Origin of the sequence: Polaromonas sp. SP1 (genome assembly GCF_003711205.1) — a bacterium.
GTDB lineage: Bacteria > Pseudomonadota > Gammaproteobacteria > Burkholderiales > Burkholderiaceae_C > Polaromonas.
In genome coordinates this window covers 2761523-2774440 of sequence record NZ_CP031013.1, presented here as the reverse complement: position 1 = coordinate 2774440, position 12918 = coordinate 2761523, and the positions used below count along the sequence as shown (strand labels likewise).

Annotated in this window: 15 protein-coding genes; 8 read left to right on the top strand and 7 right to left on the bottom strand. The window is 64.8% G+C overall.

Annotation, left to right across the window (positions count from 1 at the left end; translation table 11 throughout):
* Positions 1-13: 13 nt before the first annotated feature.
* Together DT070_RS13195 and DT070_RS13190 are read right to left on the bottom strand one after the other, a co-directional pair.
* Entirely contained in the window at positions 14-1252 is a 1239-nt protein-coding gene (locus tag DT070_RS13195; protein WP_122955815.1) for an efflux RND transporter periplasmic adaptor subunit, read from the bottom strand.
* A 313-nt stretch (positions 1253-1565) separates the two neighbouring features.
* A complete protein-coding gene (locus DT070_RS13190; protein ID WP_122955814.1) occupies positions 1566-2438 on the bottom strand; it encodes an alpha/beta hydrolase in 873 nt (290 codons plus the stop codon).
* 458 nt (positions 2439-2896) lie between these two features.
* Here DT070_RS13190 and DT070_RS13180 point away from each other — a divergent pair, with 458 nt between their 5' ends.
* The gene (locus DT070_RS13180) at positions 2897-3931 is read left to right on the top strand and encodes a LysR family transcriptional regulator (protein ID WP_228778499.1); all 1035 of its coding nucleotides are present in this window, start codon (positions 2897-2899) and stop codon (positions 3929-3931) included.
* 283 nt (positions 3932-4214) lie between these two features.
* On the opposite strand, the gene DT070_RS13175 is transcribed toward DT070_RS13180, so the two are convergent.
* Positions 4215-5156, bottom strand: coding sequence for a DUF808 domain-containing protein (locus DT070_RS13175; RefSeq protein WP_122955812.1), 942 nt, complete (start codon positions 5154-5156; stop codon positions 4215-4217).
* Between the two features lie 198 nt (positions 5157-5354).
* Positions 5355-5690, bottom strand: a complete 336-nt coding sequence (locus DT070_RS13170; protein ID WP_122955811.1) for a YqjD family protein — start codon at positions 5688-5690, stop codon at positions 5355-5357.
* Positions 5691-5947: 257 nt separating this feature from the next.
* On the opposite strand from DT070_RS13170, the gene DT070_RS13165 reads away from it, so the two are divergent.
* Complete coding sequence (locus DT070_RS13165; RefSeq protein WP_122955810.1) at positions 5948-6127, top strand: hypothetical protein; 180 nt, start codon at positions 5948-5950, stop codon at positions 6125-6127.
* Between the two features lie 335 nt (positions 6128-6462).
* Here the strand turns inward: DT070_RS13165 and DT070_RS13160 are convergent, their stop codons facing one another.
* Positions 6463-6984: a GNAT family N-acetyltransferase gene (locus DT070_RS13160; RefSeq protein ID WP_122955809.1), complete on the bottom strand. Its 522-nt coding sequence runs from the start codon at positions 6982-6984 to the stop codon at positions 6463-6465.
* 176 nt (positions 6985-7160) lie between these two features.
* Between DT070_RS13160 and DT070_RS13155 the strand changes: the two genes are divergently transcribed.
* Entirely contained in the window at positions 7161-7433 is a 273-nt protein-coding gene (locus tag DT070_RS13155; RefSeq protein ID WP_122955808.1) for a 2Fe-2S iron-sulfur cluster-binding protein, read from the top strand.
* Here DT070_RS13155 and DT070_RS13150 read toward each other — a convergent pair.
* Positions 7418-8017 carry a GNAT family N-acetyltransferase gene (locus DT070_RS13150; RefSeq protein ID WP_122957394.1) on the bottom strand — a complete coding sequence of 200 codons (600 nt, stop codon included), beginning with the start codon at positions 8015-8017 and terminating at the stop codon, positions 7418-7420. The genes DT070_RS13155 and DT070_RS13150 overlap by 16 nt on opposite strands.
* Before the next feature lie 73 nt (positions 8018-8090).
* Between DT070_RS13150 and DT070_RS13145 the strand changes: the two genes are divergently transcribed.
* A complete protein-coding gene (locus tag DT070_RS13145; RefSeq protein WP_122955807.1) occupies positions 8091-8993 on the top strand; it encodes a LysR family transcriptional regulator in 903 nt (300 codons plus the stop codon).
* Between the two features lie 12 nt (positions 8994-9005).
* Here the strand turns inward: DT070_RS13145 and DT070_RS13140 are convergent, their stop codons facing one another.
* Positions 9006-9608: a TetR/AcrR family transcriptional regulator gene (locus DT070_RS13140; protein WP_122955806.1), complete on the bottom strand. Its 603-nt coding sequence runs from the start codon at positions 9606-9608 to the stop codon at positions 9006-9008.
* 160 nt (positions 9609-9768) lie between these two features.
* On the opposite strand from DT070_RS13140, the gene DT070_RS13135 reads away from it, so the two are divergent.
* From DT070_RS13135 to DT070_RS13120, 4 genes are all read left to right on the top strand, one after another.
* Positions 9769-10509 (top strand): 3-oxoacyl-ACP reductase family protein, encoded by a 741-nt coding sequence (locus DT070_RS13135; RefSeq protein ID WP_122955805.1) that lies wholly within the window; start codon positions 9769-9771, stop codon positions 10507-10509.
* 15 nt (positions 10510-10524) lie between these two features.
* The gene (locus DT070_RS13130; protein WP_122955804.1) at positions 10525-10848 is read left to right on the top strand and encodes a multidrug efflux SMR transporter; all 324 of its coding nucleotides are present in this window, start codon (positions 10525-10527) and stop codon (positions 10846-10848) included.
* Positions 10849-10982: 134 nt separating this feature from the next.
* Complete coding sequence (locus DT070_RS13125; protein WP_228778500.1) at positions 10983-12086, top strand: M14 family zinc carboxypeptidase; 1104 nt, start codon at positions 10983-10985, stop codon at positions 12084-12086.
* On the top strand, positions 12086-12856 hold the full coding sequence (locus DT070_RS13120) for an alpha/beta fold hydrolase (protein WP_122955803.1): 771 nt from the start codon (positions 12086-12088) through the stop codon (positions 12854-12856). The genes DT070_RS13125 and DT070_RS13120 overlap by 1 nt, the downstream gene beginning before the upstream one ends.
* The last annotated feature ends 62 nt before the right edge of the window (positions 12857-12918 follow it).

The following is a 12918-nucleotide window of genomic DNA, read 5'->3' as shown; positions in this document are numbered from 1 at the left end:
TATCAAGGACGGCTCAGGACTTGGCCGCGACCTTCACGGCTTTTTCGGTGAGTTCGGCTTTAGCCGACATATCGACCGGCTGCGGCGCCACCAGTGCACCGGGGCGGATGCGCTGCAGGCCGTTGACGACGATGCGTTCGTTGGCAGCCAGGCCGCCCTTGACGACACGCAGGCCGTTGATGTTGGCGCCCAGCGTGACTTCACGGTAGACCGCCTTGTTGTCGGCGCCCACCACCAGCACAAACTTTTTGTTCTGGTCGGTGCCGACGGCGCGCTCGTTGATCAGCAGCGCCGTGCCTTTGGTGGCCTGGCCCATGCGGATGCGCGCGAACTGGCCGGGCATCAGCTGGCCGTCCTTGTTGTCGAACACGGCGCGGGCGCGCACGGTGCCGCTCCTGGCGTCGACCTGGTTGTCGACGAGCTGCAGCTTGCCTTCAAACGGCGTGTCGGTGCTGGCGGCCGTGCCCATCTGAACCGGGATGCGTTCGAGGTTGCGGCTGCCCGCGCCGCCGCCGCCATTACCGCCCACGTCTTTCAGGGCCTTGGCGACAACCTGCTCGTCGGCATCAAAGCTCGCGTAGATCGGGCTCACCGACACCAGCGTGGTCAGCACCGGGGCGCCCGGGCCTGCGGCGACCAGGTTACCCACGGTCACTTCCAGCTTGCCGACGCGGCCGGCGACAGGCGCGCGCACCTGGGTGTAGCCCAGGCTCAGTTGCGCAGTCTGCAACGCGGCCTGCGCGGCGCGCAGGTTGGCGTCGGCCTCGCCCTTGCCGTTGGTGCGTTCGTCAAACTCGCGTTTGGAAATGGCTTGTTCGCTCCACAGGCGCTGTGAGCGCTCGTACTCGCCCTTGGCCTGGGTCACACGGGCCTGCGCGGCGGCGACTTGCGCGTCGGCGCGCTCGACATCGGCGGCATAAGGCGCCGGGTCGATCGTCAGCAGCAGGTCGCCTTTCTTGACAAGTGCGCCTTCGCGGAAATGCACGGACAGGATGTTGCCGGCAACGCGCGAGCGGATGTCCACCCGCTCGACCGCTTCAAGCCGGCCGGAGAACTCGTCCCAGGCGGAGACGTCGCTTTGCACCACGGTGGCCACCGACACGGGCGTGGCTTGCGGCTCGCCGGGCGCACCAGATTGGGCGCGCGTGCCGGACACGCCAAAGATGGCGGCGGTCACGCCGGTCAGCGCCAGCACGGCCAGTGCAATCGCCAGGACACGGCGTTGGGGGGTATGAAGTTTGATCGAAGGCATCAGAGTTCTCGCTAGAAGTGAATGAATAAGGAAATGAATAAGGAAATGAATAAAGGAATGAACAAAGAAATTGAAAAAATTAAACGAACCTGCTTACCTGATAGGAGTTCTGCGTACAAGGCTGCGAATCTAAAACCTCAACTTAAGTTGAGGTCAAGCGCCATACGCAATAGCACCGGAACACCAAGGGCTTCTGCCCTGCCGCGTTGCCTATTCGCTGCGACAACAACCGGCTGCTGCGGTGGCGCGGTGCAGCGTGGTCGGGTGAATGGATTGCATGTGAACTCCCTCCAGAAAAAATAGTTATGTGTGATCAGGAAAAACTGTGTGCCGCCGCCGGCGCCGCCAATGCGCCGTTCAGGAAGCCGCTGAACTGCTCGTGCAGGATCGGGCCCCAGGCGGTTTTGCGGCCGGCCGGCTCCAGGTAGCTGCAAGGCCAGCCGGTGGGCACCGGCAGCACGACATCGCGCGCGGCCAGCCCGGCGGCCCGCAGCCGTGCGGCATAGGCCAGCGTTTCGTCGCGCAGCGGGTCGTCTTGCGCGGTGATGAGCAGCGTGGGCGGCAGGCCGGTCAGGCGATAGGCCGAGCCCGGGGCCGCGTACGGGTGGCTCGCGTCTTCAAGCCGCGGCAGGTAGTTGTGCCAGCCGTCGGCCCAGGTGCAGCCGACCGGGCCGGCTTCGGCGTCGCGCAGCGAAGCGGTGGCCAGGCACGGGTCCAGCATGGGCGACAGCAGGATTTGCCCGGCCAGCGCCGGCTCATGCAGGTCGCGCGCCATCAACGCCACGGCGGCGGCGATGTTGCCGCCGGCTTCTTCACCGGCCACAAAGACGGGCGCGCCGGCGCCGGCCAGCTTGGCACGGGACTTGAAGGCCCACACCAGTGCGGCGTAGCCCATTTCAACGGCACTGGGAAATGGATGCTCGGGCGCCAACGGGTAGTCCAGCGACATCACCACCGCACCGGCATCGGCCAGCAGCCCCGCGACGCAGGAACCGCCCTCGAGCGAGCCGCCCACAAAAGCGCCGGCATGAAAATGCACCACCAGGGGAGACGCGCCCTTGCTGCTGCGACGGCCATAAAAACGCACGTCCAGCGGCTTTTTCAGCGCCAGCTGGATCTGTTTGTCCACCCAAAGGGGTGTGGCTTTGTCGGCGCCGGTGAGGGCGGGCTGGTGGCTTTTGATCATGATGAACCGCGCGGGGCTCCTGTTTGTTGCGATGCAGCAGAAGATACGCGCCGGGAATCACTTAATAAATAGCCATTCCATTCATACTTTATTTCACCAGTGCAACAATCGGGGTATGCCGAGGCGCTGCAGGGCATTTCGCCTGCTGAACCGCGGCCCCCGCTCATGAAGACACTCTTGAATGACATAGGCGCGCAGCTTCGGCCTTCCCTCCATGGCAGGGTCAATGATCTGCGGGTAATCCCTGACGAATGGCAGGGCTATTTGCCGCCCGCCGCAGAAAGCGGCCATGCTCGTCACAATCGCCCCTCGCCTTCAGCCCATGCCCGCCTGACGGGCCTACGTTTACAGACCCTTAGAGCCACCTGCCACCCCACGGCCAACACAGCCAGGGGGCGGGGCAGGCGGCTCACCCAACGCGACACCCGCTGACCACCTTCACAAGGACTGGACTCTTCATGGACAAGTTTTCCGCAATGCAGGCCTTTGTACGGGTCGTGGAAGCCGGCACCTTCACCAAGGCGGCCGACTCCATGGGCATGCCCAAGCCGACCGTGACGCGATTGATCCAGACGCTGGAGCTGTCGCTGGACACCAAGCTGCTCAATCGCACCACGCGCAAAGTCACCGTCACCGCCGACGGCGCCGCTTATTACGAGCGCGCCGGCCGGCTGCTGGGCGAGATGGAAGAGCTGGAGTCGAGCATGTCGCGCGCCAAAGCCAGCCCGCGCGGGCGGCTCAAGGTGGACATCCCCTCATCGCTGGGCATGGCGGTGGTGATCCCGGCCCTGCCGGACTTTTATGCGCGCTACCCGGACATCCAGCTGGAGCTGGGCGTGAGCGACCGGCCCATCGACATCCTGGCGGAAAACGTCGACTGCGTGATCCGCGGCGGCGAGATCACCGACCAGTCGCTGGTGGCGCGCCGCATCGGCGAGTTCTATTTGATGTCCTGTGCCTCGCCGGCTTACCTCAAGCGCCACGGCACGCCCGAGCACCCCAGGCAACTGGTCGACGGGCACCGCTTGATCCGCTACTTCTCACCGCGCGACGGCAAGCTCTACAACGTGACGCTGCACAAGGACGGTGAGGTGGTGGAGATCGACGGCCACCACCAGCTGTCGGTCAATGACTCGAACGCCGGTGTGGCGGCGGCGCTGGCCGGCCTGGGCATCCTGCAGACGGTCACCTTCCTTGTGCAGCACCACATCAGCAGCGGCGCGCTGGAGCCGCTCTTTAACGGCTGGTGCTCGGAGGCCAAGCCTATCCATGTGGTCTACCCACCCAACCGCCACCTGAGCAACAAGGTGCGCGTGTTTGTGGACTGGATCGCCGAGCTCTTTGCCAAGCACGACCTGATCCAGCGCAAGAGCAGCTTGCCGGGCGGGCCGGGTATCAGGGCTGCCTTGGCACGTGGCCCCGGCTCTCCTACAGCCGGCGTCATTGCCAACCTACAGGCGCCCGTCTCTTCGAGGACTAAAGTGAAAGCGTGAATGAAATGCGTTGAACGCCCTTTTTAAAACGCCCTCTTTATCTTGGAGAAAGATCCGATGCCCAGACTTAAAGTACCCGCACCCGATGCCGAAAGCCGCAAGGCGCTGGAGCAACGAGCACGGGAAGCAGCCAAGCCTGTGCTGCCTGAGCAAAAAGGCCGTTGGCCCTTTTCCGTTCAGGACAACCAGCCCGCCGGCGAGGCCCATGGGGATCGTGGAAAGCCGGGCCAGCCGGAAAAACCGGGCAGGCTAAAGGACTGACGCGAAAGTCGCGCGGCGCGTATTAACGGCGAGGCCACGCCTTTTTGGCCAACGTCACTGCCAGCAACACCAGCGCCCCGGCGATCAGGCCCACAACAGCGTCCATCAGCAACGGCGTCAGGGCGGCGAGAAAACCGCCCAGGCTGCCCATCGCCGCGGCTTTTTGAGCCAGCGCTTCAATCGCATGGTGCAACGGTGCGATACCGTGCGTCAATATGCCGCCGCCCACCAGGAACATTGCCGCCGTGCCCGCGATGGAAAGTCCCTTCATCAGCCACGGCGCGGCCAGCAAAATGCCGCGTCCTGCAGCACGCTGAAGGCGCTGCAAGGCGCCGCTGCCTTCACGCTGGCTGAGGTACAAACCACCGTCGTCGAGCTTGACAATACCGGCCACCAGGCCGTAAACCCCCACCGTCATCAGCAGCGCGATACCGCACAGCACCGCCACCTGCGTGATGAAAGGGCTGGCCTGCACGGTGCCCAGCGTGATCGCAATGATTTCGGCCGACAGGATGAAGTCGGTGCGCACCGCGCCCTTGATCTTGTCCTTTTCAAGCGCCAGCAAATCAACCGCCGGATTGGCCAGTGCGGCCGTCAGGGCCTCGTGCTGCGCCGCCTGCTCGTCGGCGTTGTGCATGAATTTGTGCGCCAGCTTTTCAAAACCTTCGTAGCAAAGAAAGGCGCCGCCCACCATCAGCAGCGGTGTCACCGCCCACGGCGCAAAAGCGCTGATGGCCAGCGCCGCCGGCACCAGGATGGCCTTGTTGATGAAAGAGCCCTTGGCCACGGCCCAGACCACGGGCAGTTCACGGTCGGCCTTGACGCCGGAGACTTGCTGGGCATTGAGCGCGAGGTCGTCGCCCAGCACGCCGGCGGTTTTTTTGGCGGCGACTTTGGAGAGCAATGCCACGTCGTCGAGCACGGTGGCGATGTCATCAATCAGGGCAAGGAGGCTGCTGGCCATAAGTTTTATTCAGAAGAGGTGGGACATGCCGGTGAGGACCTGCAAGATCCGGCGCTGAGATGTTGTCGTTGTAGCGCGCCGGGAAAGGTGGCTTACTGTACCCAAATTTGGTGTCACTCCCTCCGCAGAAGCACGGTGCAGCAAAAAGCCGCCCAAGGGCGGCTTTGGCTGAACGGGAGCAGCGGCAGCCGGTGCGGCTTAGCGCGCCGTCAACCGGCCCAGAATAAAACCGAGCGCCAGGGCCACACCGACTGCTTCAAGCGGTTTTTCCTGCACCCAGGATTTCGAAGCCTCGAGCACTCGGCCGGGCGCCTCGCTCACAAGCCGCGTCTGGTCGGCAAAACGGTCGGCCACATGCGTGGCGCCGCTGGCCAGTTTGTCCACGCCCTCGTGCGCCGCGGAGGATGCGCGCTCTACCGCACTGCGCGCGGGTTCTGCCACCTTGTCGATGCTGCTGTGCAAAGCCGCGCCGGCGGATTCGACGCCACGCTGGATGGGGTTGTCGTTGGCGGAGGATGCTGTGGTTTTGTCCATGATGCTTCTTTCAAAAAATTTCTACAAAATACCGGTGCGGCCATGATGGGGTTGATGGGCCTCGGGTCAGTTATTCACTGTAGGCACGCGCCGGGCCGCCGGCTGTGCGCGGCAAGACAGCGTGCATGTAGGACAAGAGAGTGTTGCCGCGGCTGGGCGCTTGTCGGCACGCACTGACAGAAGAACAGCCACTTGGCTTGGCGGGCTGCGCGCCACACGCCCGCATCATCAGGGCTTCATGCCCAAGGAGAAGTTTCATGCCCAGGACCGCCAAACATGATTTCAAGGCCCCAGTGACCGACAACGGCCAGCCCCGCTTCGGGCCGCCCGAGGAGGCGGAGGACGATGATGATGCGCTGGCTTTGCCGGTGGAGCCGGATGAGGGGATGCCGCTGATTCCGGATGATGATGAGCGGGTGGTGAACGTGCCTTCTTGAGAGGGGCTGTGGTTGCCCCGGCCCGTGCTCCCTCGTCTAAGGGTTGCTGGCCGGGGGTTGCCCGGCCAGCAAGCCTCAGCAGAGAGCACCCCGCCGGAGCACCACCAGGCTTCGACAAGCTCAGCCCGAACGGAAGGGGTAAAGGCTTCGATACGCCGTCAGGCGTACCTTGTCCTTAGCCTGTCGAAGGGTCAGCCCGAACGGATGTGGGGTACGGGTACGGGTACGGGTACGGTGTACGGTGTGCGGTGAACGCTATCAATTCAGGAGCTAAAACCCAAGGAACCACCTGGACTAGAGGCCAAAACACCTAAAAAACCGCCCAGAAGAAAATCCTAGTCCACTGCCCGCTTGAGCCGGATCTCTTCAAGCTTGACACTGCCAAACGCCACCGTCTTCAGCGAAGGCATTTCGCGTTTGAACCCCGCAGCCTGCTCGTAAAAACGCAGCGCGCGCTCATTGCGCAGCAGCACCCACAGCGTGACCTGTGTGCAGCCTTCTTCCTTCAGGCCCTCGCGCGCGCCGTCCCACAAGGCCAGGCCAGCGCCTTTGCCCCAGTGCTCAGGCGACACGTACAGGGCCCAGATTTCGCCCACGGTGGATTTGGTGCCCGCATCGCGCGAGCGGTCGAAACCGACAAAACCCACGATTTCGTCGCCCTCGGTGGCCACCAGCAGTTGCGGCTCACTGAACTCGATGGCTTCTTTCCAGTAGGCCAGGCGTTTGTCGACGGATATCTTGGCCAGGTATTCCTCCGGCATGAGGTCTTTGTAGGCGGCGTGCCAGGTGGCGACATGGATCTCTGCGATGGCTTTGGCATCACGGGGCGTGGCGTGGCGGACGGAGTAACTGGACATGGAAAAAGGTCGCTTGTGCTTGTTCTGTGAATCGATGCGAAAAATGCGCGGGGAGCGGAATTGTCGCGCAATTCAGCGGCCCCGCGCCATGGCAACGCCCCTCTGGGCTGCAATTGGCGGCTTCTGGGGTAAATTCAGCCCTCCGCGCCTGACCTCCCCACTGCTCCCGTTTCCCCATGCCCTTTACCGCCCGCCTTGCGCCTGACGGCCCCGCGTTCGCGGCGCCCGCCGATATGCCCTTGCTGAAGGCTGCCGAGCTGGCGGGCCTGGGCCTGGCCAGCTCCTGCCGCAACGGCACCTGCCGCACCTGCATTTGCCGGCTGGCCAGCGGCCAGGTGGCTTACCGTATCGAGTGGCCGGGCCTGAGCGCCGAGGAGAAACGCGACGGATTCATCCTGCCCTGTGTGGCCTACCCGCTGTCGGATGTGGTGATTCAGCCGGCCGATTGAGCCGGCGCAATGGCCACCGAAGCCGCGGGCGTTGAGGCGCCCTCGCCCAGCATCCGCTGCATCAGCACCGTGTCGACCCACTGGCCGAACTTGTAGCCGACACAGGCCAGCGTGCCGACCCTTGTGAAGCCCAGGGCCTCATGCACGCGCAGCGAGCCAGTGTTGGCACTGTTGCCAACCACACCCACCATCTGGCGGAAACCCCGTGCCTCGCACTGCGCAATCAATTCCCGCAGCAAGGCACTGCCGATGCCGGCCTGGCGGTGGCCGGGCGCGACGTAGATCGAATCCTCCACCGTGTGACGGTACGCCGGCCGTGACCGGTAAGCGCTGCCGTACGCATACCCCACCACCTCTGCGCCCAGGCGCGCCACCAGATAGGGATAACCGCCTCCCAGGATGTCGGCGCGGCGCGACAGCATCTGGCGCGCCGTGGGCGGCTCCAGCTCGAAGGTGGCGAGGTTGGTCGCCACGTAATGGGCGTAGATGGCCTGGATCGCCTCGATATCGCCTTCGGAACAAGGGTGGATGGAGACGGAACCCACTGCGATGGGGCGTGGATGAAGGGTGTGTGAAGACTGCATGCCCTCATCGTTGCCCAAGACATGCCATAAGTAAATATGTAAAATCTTATGGTTTTCATTAGAATTTCTTTGCATGTCAAATCTCGGCCTCACCCTCAACCTCGACCACCTGCGCACCTACGCGCTCATCATCGAAACCGGCAGTTTCTCGGGTGCGGCCGAAAGGCTGGGCTTGTCGCAGCCCGCCGTGAGCCTGCAGATCCGGCAGCTGGAGCAACGCCTGCGTGTGCGCCTGATCGAGCGCGTTGCACGCCGCGCCGCGCCTACGCCGGCGGGCATTGATCTGCTCGAGCAGATTCGCCACGTGGATTCAGCGGTAGAAGGCGTGATGACCGCCATGGCCGCGCACTCGGCCAACGTCGCGGGCCGGGTCACGCTGGGCACCGGCGCCACGGCCTGCCTGTATTTGCTGCCGCATATCCTGCGCTCGCTGCGGGTGCGCTTTCCCAACCTGAGCGTGCTGGTCAGCACGGGCAACACGGCTGATTTTGTCAAGGCAGTGGAAGGCAACACCATGGACATGGCGCTGGTGACCTTGCCGGTGCAGCGCCGCGCATTGGTGACCACGCCGGTGCTGAACGACGAGTTTGTGGCGGTAATCCCCAAACGCGAGACCGGGCTGCCGGCCCGCATCACGCCGGCCTTCCTGGCCAAACGCGAGCTGGTGCTGTTCGAGCCGGCGGCCAATACCCGCGTGATCATCGACCAGTGGTTTCGTAACGCGGGCCACGCGCCCAAACCCGTCATGGAGTTGGGCAGCGTGGAAGCCATCAAGGAAATGGTGGCCGCAGGCCTGGGCTGCAGCATCCTGCCGGCCATGGCCGTCACCGGACCCGGGCAACACCCCGGGCTGGCCGTGCACCCGCTCTACCCGCGCCTGCAACGAACGCTGGCGCTCATCATGCGCAGCGACAAGCCGGTGAACAAGGCCATGCGGCAGGTGATCTCGGCGATTGAGCAGCGAACGGGTAACTGAGCCGCCAGGCCGTCAACGCACCAGCGTGTCCCAGCTGGCCATCGCGCAGTCGACGACGGACTGCAGCTCTTCGGCCGAAGCGCCGTCCAGCGCCTGGATGGACAAGCCGTGGATCACCGTGGTGTAGTAGGCCGCCAGCTTGGCGGCGTCGGCTTTGGCGGGCACGTCTTTGTCGCGGATGCCGCGCTCAATGCGCTCGGCCAGGCCCGATTGCCCGTCTTTGCGCATCTTCATCAAAAAGCTGCGCACCTCGGCGTTTTCTTCGGCGCCCCGCATGGAGGCCACCACGATCATGCAGCCGGGCGGCGTGCCCGAGCTCACATAGGTGCCCGCATTGATGCGCAGCACCGCCTCGATCGCCGCGCGGGCCGTTGGCTCGTTTTGCAAAGCCTGCGAAAGCGCGATGCATTCCACGCTGTTGTAGTACTGCACCGCCTCCCGAAAGAGCGCTTCCTTGCAGCCGAAGGCCGCGTACAGGCTGGGCTTGTTGATGCCCATGGCTTCGGTGAGCTCGCCCATGGACGCGCCTTCATAGCCTTGCGACCAGAAGACCTGCATGGCTTTGGCCAGGGCTTCTTCACGGTCAAATGCGCGGGGTCTTCCTCGTTCAGTCATGGGTCTATGGATTCCGCCGGGAATGTGGTTTTTGTACCAACAGGTAAATAATTCTTGGAGCGCCGCTTTTTGACGGCTTTTGCAGGGTACCATGCCAATTTTATACCGATTGGTATATTAATTGAGAGCCCCAAAACCATTCACTGAAAAGGAAGCAAGCATGCAGGATCTGAAAGGCAAGGCCGCCCTGGTCACCGGCGCCAGCCGCGGCATAGGCGCCGCCATCGCAAGGCGCCTGGCCGAGCGCGGCGCCGACGTCGCCATCACTTACGTCAACTCGGCAGGCCGCGCAGCGGAAGTCGTCAAACAGATAGCGGCCACCGGCAGCCGCGGCCTGGCCATCCAGGCCGACAGCGCCGAAGTGGCGCCGCTGGTGGCGGCGGTCAACCAGGCCGCCGCGGCCTTCGGGCGGCTCGACATCCTGGTCAACAACGCCGGGATCTTTCCCTACGGCCCGCCCGAAGACGTGACGCTCGAACAGATAGACCGGACGCTGGCCATCCATGTGCGCGGGGTGTTTGTCGCCTCTCAGGCCGCGCTCAAACACATGGGCGCGGGCGGTCGCATCATCTCCATCGGCTCATGTTTTGCCCAGCGCGTGCCGCATGGCGGCGTCACGCTTTACTCCATGAGCAAATCGGCCCTGATCGGCTTTACCAAGGGCCTGGCGCGCGATGTGGGCGCACGGGGCATCACCGTCAATGTGATCGACCCCGGCTCCACCGACACCGACATGAACCCCGCCAGCGCCGACGGCGCAGACGGCCAGCGCGCCCTCACCGCGCTGGGCCACTTCGGCAAGCCGGAAGACGTTGCCTCCATGGCGGCTTACCTGGCGAGCGACGAGGCGCGCGTCGTTACTGGCGCGTCCGTCGCGGTTGACGGTGGCGCCAATGCGTAGCGCGGGAGCTTTCGCATGACGGCCGGCTGGGCATGGCTGCTGGCCGCGGGCTTGTGTGAAATCGTCTGGGCCAGCGCGCTCAAGCATGCCGACGGCTTCACCCGGCCCTGGCCCACGGCGCTGGGCATTGCGGCGGCCGTTGCCAGCTTCTGGATGCTGGCTTTGGCCTTAAGGGTGCTGCCCATGGGCGTGGCCTACGCCGCCTGGACGGGCATCGGCATCATGGGCACCGCCGTGGTGGGCGCGGCGATCTTCCATGAAGCGCTCTCAGTGGGGCAGGTGGTGTCGCTGGTGCTGATCCTGGCGGGCATTGCCGGGCTCAAGCTGTTTTCAAGCTAAATAGGCCTTCAGCCCAGGTGCAGCATGGGCATATCGCTCCTGAATTGATAGCAAAATCCCGGGCGCGCGGCAAAACGGCGGCCTGTTACCAGGCCTGTAGTGCGCCTGTCAAACAAATGTGCAAGGATGGCCGGATGCACGACCTGCCTCCGAGCATTCACGCCGGTGCCGAGAGCCCCCGCAGCCTTCACAGCCCCTACAGCCTCACGCCGGCGCGGGATGCGGCCGCCAGCTTCCCGGAGCTGGAAGAGCTGAAGGCCATCCTGCTGGCGGGCGGCTCGCACTTTGACGTTGCCGTCGTGGCCGAGGCGCACACCGCGTCGCCTTCGTTTCCGCTCTACACCGCCAGCATCGGCTCTACAGATCCGCAGGCGCCCGCCGTCGGATTCTTCGGCGGCATCCACGGGCTGGAACGCATCGGCACGCAGCTCATCCTGCACTACATGCGCGCGCTGCTGCATCGCCTGGAGTGGGACGAGCTGCTGCACCGCCAGCTTGAAAAAATACGCCTGGTGTTCATGCCCATCGTCAACCCCGGCGGCATGTGGGCGCACAAGCGCGCCAACCCGCAGGGCGTTGATTTGATGCGCAATGCGCCGCAGCGGGCCGACAGCCGCGTGCCCTGGCTGGCGGGCGGGCAAACGATCAGCGCGCTGCTGCCCTGGTACTGCGGGCGGCCCGGCACGCCGATGGAAATTGAAAGCGCGGCGATGCTGCAGGTGGTGAAGGAGCAACTCGCCAGCCGCCCCTTCAGCCTCGCGTTGGACTGCCACTCGGGCTATGGCTTTCACGACAGCATCTGGTTTCCGTACGCGCGCACGCGCAAGCTGCTGGGCCACCTGCCGGAGATGTTTGCGCTGCGGACCATGCTGGAACAATCGCACCCGCACCACGCCTACAGCTTTGAGCCGCAAAGCAACCAGTACCTGCTGCACGGCGACCTGTGGGACCACGCGTACGACCATGCGCCGCCAGGCCACGTCTTTTTGCCGATGACGCTGGAGCTCGGCTCGTGGCTGTGGATACGCAAGAACCCGCGCCAGCTGTTTTCACGGCACGGCATCTTCAACCCCATGAAAGCGCACCGCACCAAACGCGTGCTGCGCCGCCATGCGGACTTGCTGGACTTCCTCACACGCGCCGCCTTTGCCGTGCCGCGCTGGCTGCCCGAGGGCGAGCAGCGCGCCCAGCTGGCGCGGCAGGCCACGGCCTTCTGGCGGCCCAGGCGGGTGTTGTGATGAGCTGGTTGTTGTTAAGAGGCCTGACACGCGAGGCGCGCCACTGGGGCGACTTCGCCGACCAGCTCGCGCGGGCGCTGCCGGGCTCGGCCACCAGCGCCACACGCGTGCTGGCGCTGGACTTGCCGGGCAACGGCGCTTTTCACAACGAGGCCTCGCCGACCACGGTGCGCGCCATGGCGGACTTTGCGCGCGCGCAGCTGCTGGCGCGCGGCCTGCCACCGCCCTACCGCATCGTGGCGATGTCGCTGGGCGGCATGGTGGCGGCCGACTGGGCGCTGCGCCATCCGCAGGAAGTCGACCGGCTGGTGTTGATCAACACCAGCATGCGGACCCTGGGCAGCGTCACCGAGCGCCTGCGCCCCGGTAATTGGCTGCCGCTGGCGATGGTGGCGGCGCGCTGGAATGACGCCGACCATGCACCCTACGTCGAACGCACCATTCACCGCCTCACCTGCAACCGCGCGTCGCAACAAGACGCCGACATCGCGGCCTGGGCGCAGATCCGCCGGGACGCGCCGGTGAGCGCCGCCAACGCCTGGCGGCAGCTCAAGGCCGCGGCGGCTTTCACCATGACGGCGCCAGCGCCCTGCCCGACGCTGGTTCTGTCTTCAGCGGCCGACCACCTGGTGCACCCGCGCTGCTCGGCCCGCCTGGCCGAAGCCTGGCAAGCCGAACACCATACGCACCCCTGGGCCGGCCACGACCTGCCGCATGACGACGCCGACTGGGTTTGCCGGCGTATTGCGGGCTGGGTAGAGATTTCGTGAAGTCGCTACATTTTTGATAGCTGCCAGCCCAGGCAGACCATGGGCTGGGGGCACTTTTCCTT

What these genes read in the sequence shown, in the direction of transcription:
- DT070_RS13195 (WP_122955815.1), bottom strand. Translation starts at nt 1,252, where the DNA reads ATGCCTTCGATCAAACTTCATACCCCCCAACGCCGTGTCCTGGCGATT.
- DT070_RS13190 (WP_122955814.1), bottom strand. Translation starts at nt 2,438, where the DNA reads ATGATCAAAAGCCACCAGCCCGCCCTCACCGGCGCCGACAAAGCCACA.
- DT070_RS13180 (WP_228778499.1), top strand. Translation starts at nt 2,897, where the DNA reads ATGGACAAGTTTTCCGCAATGCAGGCCTTTGTACGGGTCGTGGAAGCC.
- DT070_RS13175 (WP_122955812.1), bottom strand. Translation starts at nt 5,156, where the DNA reads ATGGCCAGCAGCCTCCTTGCCCTGATTGATGACATCGCCACCGTGCTC.
- DT070_RS13170 (WP_122955811.1), bottom strand. Translation starts at nt 5,690, where the DNA reads ATGGACAAAACCACAGCATCCTCCGCCAACGACAACCCCATCCAGCGT.
- DT070_RS13165 (WP_122955810.1), top strand. Translation starts at nt 5,948, where the DNA reads ATGCCCAGGACCGCCAAACATGATTTCAAGGCCCCAGTGACCGACAAC.
- DT070_RS13160 (WP_122955809.1), bottom strand. Translation starts at nt 6,984, where the DNA reads ATGTCCAGTTACTCCGTCCGCCACGCCACGCCCCGTGATGCCAAAGCC.
- DT070_RS13155 (WP_122955808.1), top strand. Translation starts at nt 7,161, where the DNA reads ATGCCCTTTACCGCCCGCCTTGCGCCTGACGGCCCCGCGTTCGCGGCG.
- DT070_RS13150 (WP_122957394.1), bottom strand. Translation starts at nt 8,017, where the DNA reads ATGCAGTCTTCACACACCCTTCATCCACGCCCCATCGCAGTGGGTTCC.
- DT070_RS13145 (WP_122955807.1), top strand. Translation starts at nt 8,091, where the DNA reads ATGTCAAATCTCGGCCTCACCCTCAACCTCGACCACCTGCGCACCTAC.
- DT070_RS13140 (WP_122955806.1), bottom strand. Translation starts at nt 9,608, where the DNA reads ATGACTGAACGAGGAAGACCCCGCGCATTTGACCGTGAAGAAGCCCTG.
- DT070_RS13135 (WP_122955805.1), top strand. Translation starts at nt 9,769, where the DNA reads ATGCAGGATCTGAAAGGCAAGGCCGCCCTGGTCACCGGCGCCAGCCGC.
- DT070_RS13130 (WP_122955804.1), top strand. Translation starts at nt 10,525, where the DNA reads ATGACGGCCGGCTGGGCATGGCTGCTGGCCGCGGGCTTGTGTGAAATC.
- DT070_RS13125 (WP_228778500.1), top strand. Translation starts at nt 10,983, where the DNA reads ATGCACGACCTGCCTCCGAGCATTCACGCCGGTGCCGAGAGCCCCCGC.
- DT070_RS13120 (WP_122955803.1), top strand. Translation starts at nt 12,086, where the DNA reads ATGAGCTGGTTGTTGTTAAGAGGCCTGACACGCGAGGCGCGCCACTGG.